The organism is Pseudomonas sp. DrBHI1 (genome assembly GCF_002205115.1).
Classification (GTDB): Bacteria; Pseudomonadota; Gammaproteobacteria; order Pseudomonadales; family Pseudomonadaceae; genus Aquipseudomonas; species Aquipseudomonas mosselii.
Map to the genome: position 1 here is coordinate 117,236 of NZ_NIBE01000052.1, position 6,788 is coordinate 124,023.

Here is a 6,788-nt window from a genome sequence, read left to right on the forward strand (position 1 = left end):
CAAGTGACGGCCCCGTTTGCGGGGCCCGTCCTGCTCAAGTGATTGTCTTGCAGCTTGCGGCCTAAGGCCGGCAACTGCGGTAAAGAGGTTTTGAAAAATGGCTGAACGTCTGAGCAACGACTTCCAGTTCATCGAAGTGGGCCGCAAGGACCCGAAGAAAAAGCTGCTGCGCCAGCGCAAGAAGGAGTTCGTCGAGATCTACGAACCTTTCAAGCCGCAGCAGTCCGTGGAGCAGGCGCACCGCTGCCTGGGCTGCGGCAACCCGTATTGCGAATGGAAGTGCCCGGTGCACAACTTCATCCCCAACTGGTTGAAGCTGGTCTCCGAAGGCAACATCCTGGCCGCGGCCGAGCTGTCGCACCAAACCAACACCCTGCCGGAAGTGTGCGGCCGTGTGTGCCCGCAGGACCGTCTGTGCGAAGGGGCGTGCACCCTGAACGACGGCTTTGGCGCGGTGACCATCGGCTCGGTGGAGAAGTACATCACCGACACAGCCTTCGCCATGGGCTGGCGCCCGGACATGTCCAAGGTCAAGCCCACCGGCAAGCGCGTCGCCATCATCGGTGCCGGCCCTGCTGGCCTGGGCTGCGCCGACGTGCTGGTGCGCGCGGGCGTGACCCCGGTGGTGTTCGACAAGAACCCCGAGATCGGTGGCCTGCTGACCTTCGGCATCCCCGAGTTCAAGCTGGAAAAGACCGTGCTGAGCAATCGCCGCGAAGTCTTCACCGGCATGGGCATCGAGTTCCGGCTGAACACCGAGGTGGGCAAGGACATCAGCATGGAACAGCTGCTCGCCGAGTACGATGCGGTGTTCATGGGCATGGGTACCTATACCTACATGAAGGGCGGCTTCCCGGGTGAGGACCTGCCGGGCGTGCATGACGCGCTGGACTTCCTGATCGCCAACGTCAACCGCAACCTCGGTTTCGAGAAGTCGCCGGAAGACTTTGTCGACATGCAGGGCAAGAAGGTCGTGGTCCTGGGGGGGGGCGACACCGCGATGGACTGCAACCGCACCTCGATCCGCCAGGGCGCCAAGTCGGTAACCTGCGCCTATCGCCGTGACGAGGCCAACATGCCGGGTTCGCGCAAAGAGGTGAAGAACGCCAAGGAAGAGGGCGTGAAGTTCCTCTACAACCGCCAGCCCATCGCCATCGTTGGCGAAGACAAGGTCGAGGGTGTGAAGGTGGTCGAGACCCGTCTCGGCGAGCCGGATGCCCGTGGCCGCCGCAGCCCCGAGCCGATCCCGGGCTCCGAGGAGATCCTGCCGGCCGACGCCGTGGTGATCGCCTTTGGTTTCCGCCCGAGCCCGGCGCCGTGGTTCGAGCAGCATGGCATCCAGCTGGACAGCCAGGGCCGCGTGGTGGCGCCGGAGAAGGGCAAGTTCAAGCACCAGACCAGCAATCCGAAAGTGTTTGCCGGTGGTGATATGGTGCGGGGCTCGGACTTGGTGGTTACCGCCATTTTCGAAGGCCGCACCGCTGCCGAGGGCATCCTGGATTACCTCGAAGTCTGATCGATCGTTGGGGCCGCTTTGCGGCCCCAAGGGTATTTTGTATACAAAAACGCTTGATCCAAGGCACCCAATAGACAAAACGCATGGCCGTGGCCGTGCCTTTTGTGCCCGCGTCTGAGAAAATGCCCGCACTTTTTTTCCGGATGCCGACATGACTGCCCTGAAGAACGATCGTTTCCTGCGTGCACTGCTCAAGCAACCCGTAGACGTCACCCCGGTATGGATGATGCGCCAGGCCGGCCGCTACCTGCCGGAGTACCGCGCCAGCCGCGCCAAGGCCGGCGACTTCATGAGCCTGTGCATGAACCCGCAGTTCGCCTGCGAGGTCACCCTGCAGCCGCTGGACCGCTACCCGCTGGACGCGGCGATCCTCTTCTCGGACATCCTCACCATCCCCGACGCCATGGGCCAGGGCCTGTACTTCGAGACCGGCGAAGGCCCGCGTTTCAAGAAGGTCATCAGTACCCTGGCCGACATCGAGGCACTGCCGATTCCCGACCCGCAGAAGGACCTGGGCTATGTGATGGACGCGGTCAGCACCATCCGTCGTGAACTCAACGGCCGCGTGCCGTTGATCGGCTTCTCCGGCAGCCCGTGGACCCTGGCCACCTACATGGTCGAGGGCGGCTCGTCGAAGGACTTCCGCAAGACCAAGGCCATGGCCTACGACAATCCCGAGGCCCTGCACCTGCTGCTGGACAAGCTGGCGCAGTCGGTCACCAGCTACCTCAATGGCCAGATCCTGGCTGGGGCGCAGGCCGTGCAGATCTTCGACACCTGGGGCGGCAACCTGTCGGCGGCGGCCTACCAGGAGTTCTCCCTGGCCTACATGCGCAAGATCGTCAGCGGCCTGATCCGCGAGCACGAAGGGCGCAAGATACCGGTGATCCTGTTCACCAAGAACGGCGGCTTGTGGCTGGAAAGCATCGCCGAGGCCGGTGCCGACGCCCTGGGCCTGGACTGGACCTGCGAGATCGGCGACGCCCGCCGCCGCGTCGGTGACAAGGTGGCGCTGCAGGGCAACATGGACCCGACCGTGCTGTACGCCAAGCCCGAGGCGATCCGCAAGGAAGTGGCGCGCATCCTCGCCAGCTACGGCAAGGGCAGCGGCCATGTGTTCAACCTGGGTCATGGCATCACCCCCGAGGTCGATCCTGAGCACGCTGGTGTGTTCATTAACGCCGTGCATGAGTTGTCGGCGCAGTACCACCGGTAATCGGTGTGCAACGCGAGAAGCCCGGCCAAGTGCCGGGCTTTTTGTTGTATTAAGTTTCAATTCAGCGATCGTCGGTAATCTGGGGCCATCAAAACGCAAACAGGACCCGATCACCATGAAAGCTCGTTACCTGCCCCTGATCCTCGCCCCACTGTTCAGCACCGCCGCACTGGCCGCCGGCTACACCGGCCCTGGCGCCCAGGCCGTGACCACGGTCGCCGCCGCCAACGATGCCGCCGACGACACCCCGGTGGTGCTGCAGGGCTTCGTGACCAAGAAGATCAACAACGACGACAAGTACGAGTTCAAGGACAACACTGGCACCATCACCGTCGAGATCGACGACGAAGACCTGCCGCCGACGCCGTTCAACGACAAGACCAAGGTCAAGCTGACCGGCGAGGTGGAGAAACACCTGATGAGTCGCGAAGTGGATGTAGATATTGTCGAGATCATCAACTGATCGGCGACGATGGGCTGCTTTGCAGCCCTTTCGTGGCACAAGCCCTGTTCACGGGCGCGTGCCATAGGCATCAGCGCATCTCGGCGCGCAATTGCTCGATCCGCTGGTCCTTCTCCACCCACAGCTGGTTCACCCAGGCCTGCACGGTCTGGCGGAAGGCCGGGTCGTTCTCGTAGTCGCCTGCACTCAACGTCGGGTCCAGCTCGCGCACGCGGATGTCGATGATCACCCGGCTGATGCTGCCGTTGAGCAGGTCCCAGAACCCCGGTGCCTTGTCGCCCGGGTAGACGATGGTCACGTCGAGCAGGGCGTCCAGCTGCTCGCCCAGCGCCGCCAGCACGAAGGCCACGCCGCCGGCCTTGGGCTTGAGCAGGTGGCGATAGGGCGACTGCTGCTGCTCGCGCTTGGCCTCGGTGAAACGGGTGCCTTCTAGGTAGTTGACCACGGTCACCGGCTGGCGCTTGAACAGCTCGCAGGCGGCCTTGGTGATCTCCAGGTCCTTGCCCTTGAGTTCGGGATGCTTGTCGAGGAAGGCCTTGCTGTAGCGCTTCATGAACGGGTAGTCCAGGCCCCACCAGGCCAGGCCCAGCAGCGGTACCCAGATCAGCTCCTTCTTGAGGAAAAATTTGAAGAACGGCACGCGGCGGTTGAGGCTTTCGATCAGCGCCGGGATATCGACCCAGGTCTGGTGGTTGCTGATGCACAGGTACGAGGTGTCCTGGCGCAGGGTTTCCACGCCGCGGATGTCCCACTGGGTGGGGATGCACAGGGCGAAGATGGCCTTGTCGATTTCCGACCAGGTCTCGGCGATCCACATCACCGCGGCTGACGCGTAGTCGCGGCCACGGCCGGGCAGTACCAGCTTGAGCAGGGCGAAGACCAGCAACGGGCCGATCAGCACCAGGGTGTTGAGCAGCAGCAGGGTGAGGGTGAGGATGCCGGTCAGCAGGCGACGCATAAAGGGACTCTTGTTGTGTAAGGTGAACGGTTGGCAATGATAAGCAGGGTCTGGCCCTTAGCCAAACGTCGTACGGCCATTAACTGGGACAAATGTTTCACATTGTGTTGTTTACCCTGTTGCAACGAACCTATCCTGCCTGCGCAGTCTAAGCACTGACCCCTCTCAAGGAAGCCTGCCCCGTGAAACCCCTGCTTGCCCTGCTGTCCCTTCTGGCGCTGCCGGCGATGGCCGCCGAGCCCACCCTGTATGGCCGCTACGAGAACATCGCCTTGCCGGAGATCGGTGAAACCCTGAAGGCCAAGATGGACACCGGTGCCTACACTGCGTCGCTGTCGGCCAAGGACATCGAGCAGTTCACCCGTGACGGCGAGGATTGGGTGCGTTTCCGCCTGGCCACCAAGGATGCCAATGGCAAGGTCTACGAACACAAGCTGGCGCGCATCAGCAAGATCAAGAACCGCGCCGACGAGGAAGACGAAGGCGACGCGCCCGAGTTGTCGCGCCGCCCGGTGGTCGACCTGGAACTGTGCCTGGGCGATGTGAAGCGAACCGTGGAGGTCAACCTGGTCGACCGCAGCAGCTTCAACTACCCGCTGCTGGTGGGCGCCAAGGCCCTGCGCGAGTTCAAGGCGGCGGTGAACCCGGCGAAGAAGTTCACGGCGGGCAAGCCGGACTGCTGATACGGCAGCGGCAAGCCACAAGGGACAAGCTGCAAGAAACGGCGGATCGGTGTAAGTTGCCGCGATCCGCTTTCACTTGAAGCTTGCAGCTTGAGGCTTGCCGCTCAGATGCCCCACATCCTTATCGTCGAAGACGAATCCGCCATCGCCGACACCCTGGTCTACGCCCTGCAGGCCGACGGCCACAGCACCGAGTGGGTGACCCTCGGCAGCGCCGCCGTTGAGCAGCAGCGCCAGCGTCCGGCCGACCTGGTGATCCTCGACATCGGCCTGCCCGACATCAACGGTTTCGAGACCTGCCGCCAGTTGCGCCGCTTCAGCGAGGTGCCGGTGATGTTCCTCAGCGCCCGCGACGCCGAGATTGATCGGGTGCTGGGCCTGGAGATCGGTGCCGACGACTACGTGGTCAAACCCTTCAGCCCCCGTGAGGTGGCGGCGCGGGTGCGGGCCATCCTCAAGCGCATGGCGCCCAGGTCGGACGCGGCCAGCGAAAGCATGCCGTTCCAGCTCGACACCCTGGCCATGCGCATCAGCTACCGTGGCCAGCCGTTGACGCTTACCCGCCACGAATTCCGCCTGCTGCAGAGCCTGCTCGAACAACCACGGCGGGTATTCAGCCGTGAACAGCTGCTCGACGGCCTCGGCGTGGCTTCGGACGTCGGCTACGAGCGCACCATCGACAGCCATATCAAGAGCCTGCGCGCCAAGCTGCGCCAGGTCGCGCCCGACGCCGAGGCGATCCAGACCCACCGCGGCCTGGGCTACAGCTACAGCCCTGAGCACGCCTGATGCGCCTGGGCATCCGCATCTTCCTGGTGTACTTCCTGTTCGTCGGCCTGGCGGGCTACTTTCTGCTCAACACGGTGCGCGAGCAGATACGCCCGGTGGTGCGGCAATCATCGGAAGAAACCCTGGTGGACACCGCCAACCTGCTGGCCGAGATCCTTCACGACGATGTGAAGAACGCCACCCTGAACCAGAGCCGCCTGTCGCAGGTGCTCGCCTCCTATGGCGAGCGGCGACCCAGCGCGCAGATCTGGGGGCTGGCGAAGAACCAGGTCAGCCACCGGATCTACGTGACCGACGCCAAGGGCATCGTCCTGCTCGACTCCAGCGGCCAGGACCTGGGCAGGGACTATTCACGCTGGAATGATGTCTACCTGACCCTGCGCGGCCAGTACGGCGCCCGTTCGACCCGCAGCGATCCGGACGACGAAAGCACTTCGGTGATGCATGTAGCGGCGCCGATCCTCGACCAGGGCCAGATCATCGGCGTGGTCACCGTGGCCAAGCCGAACAGCTCATTGCAGCCCTACATCGACCGCTCCGAGCGGCGCCTGCTCATTCTCGGGCTGGGATTGATCGTGCTGGGGCTGCTGGTCGGCGCGGCCTTGTCGTGGTGGCTGACCCGCTCGCTGCGCCGGCTCACCCATTACGCCCAGGCGGTCAGCGAGGGCGAGCGCGCCGCGTTGCCGCACTACAAGGGCGGCGAGCTATTGCAACTGGCCACGGCGGTGGAGCGCATGCGCACCCAGTTGGAGGGCAAGGCGTATGTCGAACGCTATGTGCATACGCTCACCCATGAGCTCAAGAGCCCGTTGGCGGCGATCCGCGGCGCCTCGGAGCTGCTGCAGGGCGATATGCCGCACGAGCAGCGGGCGCGCTTTGCCGGCAACATCGAGCGCGAGAGCGAGCGTCTGCAGCAGATGATCGAGCGCCTGCTCAACCTGGCGCGGGTCGAGCAGATGCAGGCATTGGAAGATGAGCAGCAGGTGGCGGTGGCAGCGCTGATCGACGAGCTGCTGCTGGCCCATGGCGCGAGGATCGACACTGCCGCGTTGCAGGTGCGCCAGCGCATTCCGGCGGGCGTCAGGTTGCTGTGCGATCCGTTCCTGATGCGTCAGGCCTTGGCCAACCTGCTGGACAACGCGCTGGATTTCACCCCCGAGCGT

At 63.9% G+C, this 6,788-nt stretch carries 7 protein-coding genes; 6 read left to right on the forward strand and 1 reads right to left on the reverse strand.

Annotated features, from left to right (window positions below; translation table 11 throughout):
* Window positions 1-97 precede the first annotated feature (97 nt).
* The 3 genes from CC207_RS09860 to CC207_RS09870 all read left to right on the forward strand — a co-directional run bounded on the left by CC207_RS09860 (window position 98) and on the right by CC207_RS09870 (window position 3,195).
* Window positions 98-1,516, forward strand: coding sequence for an FAD-dependent oxidoreductase (locus CC207_RS09860; protein ID WP_028689105.1), 1,419 nt, complete (start codon window positions 98-100; stop codon window positions 1,514-1,516).
* A 151-nt stretch (window positions 1,517-1,667) separates the two neighbouring features.
* Window positions 1,668-2,732, forward strand: coding sequence for a uroporphyrinogen decarboxylase (gene hemE / locus CC207_RS09865; RefSeq protein ID WP_062362854.1), 1,065 nt, complete (start codon window positions 1,668-1,670; stop codon window positions 2,730-2,732).
* Between the two features lie 115 nt (window positions 2,733-2,847).
* Window positions 2,848-3,195, forward strand: a complete 348-nt coding sequence (locus CC207_RS09870) for a YgiW/YdeI family stress tolerance OB fold protein (protein WP_028689103.1) — start codon at window positions 2,848-2,850, stop codon at window positions 3,193-3,195.
* 70 nt (window positions 3,196-3,265) lie between these two features.
* Here CC207_RS09870 and CC207_RS09875 read toward each other — a convergent pair whose 3' ends face one another.
* Complete coding sequence (locus CC207_RS09875) at window positions 3,266-4,153, reverse strand: acyltransferase (RefSeq protein ID WP_062362857.1); 888 nt, start codon at window positions 4,151-4,153, stop codon at window positions 3,266-3,268.
* A gap of 182 nt (window positions 4,154-4,335) precedes the next feature.
* On the opposite strand from CC207_RS09875, the gene CC207_RS09880 reads away from it, so the two are divergent.
* The 3 genes from CC207_RS09880 to creC all read left to right on the forward strand — a co-directional run.
* Complete coding sequence (locus CC207_RS09880) at window positions 4,336-4,836, forward strand: ATP-dependent zinc protease (protein ID WP_088852018.1); 501 nt, start codon at window positions 4,336-4,338, stop codon at window positions 4,834-4,836.
* 108 nt (window positions 4,837-4,944) lie between these two features.
* Entirely contained in the window at window positions 4,945-5,625 is a 681-nt protein-coding gene (gene creB / locus CC207_RS09885; RefSeq protein WP_088852019.1) for a two-component system response regulator CreB, read from the forward strand.
* A partial coding sequence (creC, locus tag CC207_RS09890) for a two-component system sensor histidine kinase CreC (protein WP_088852020.1) occupies window positions 5,625-6,788 on the forward strand: 1,164 nt, incomplete at its 3' end. The genes creB and creC, both read left to right, overlap by 1 nt.

Bases quoted from the DNA above. Each gene is read 5' to 3' on its own strand.
- CC207_RS09860 (WP_028689105.1), top strand. From the start codon at position 98: ATGGCTGAACGTCTGAGCAACGACTTCCAGTTCATCGAAGTGGGCCGC.
- hemE (WP_062362854.1), top strand. From the start codon at position 1,668: ATGACTGCCCTGAAGAACGATCGTTTCCTGCGTGCACTGCTCAAGCAA.
- CC207_RS09870 (WP_028689103.1), top strand. From the start codon at position 2,848: ATGAAAGCTCGTTACCTGCCCCTGATCCTCGCCCCACTGTTCAGCACC.
- CC207_RS09875 (WP_062362857.1), bottom strand. From the start codon at position 4,153: ATGCGTCGCCTGCTGACCGGCATCCTCACCCTCACCCTGCTGCTGCTC.
- creB (WP_088852019.1), top strand. From the start codon at position 4,945: ATGCCCCACATCCTTATCGTCGAAGACGAATCCGCCATCGCCGACACC.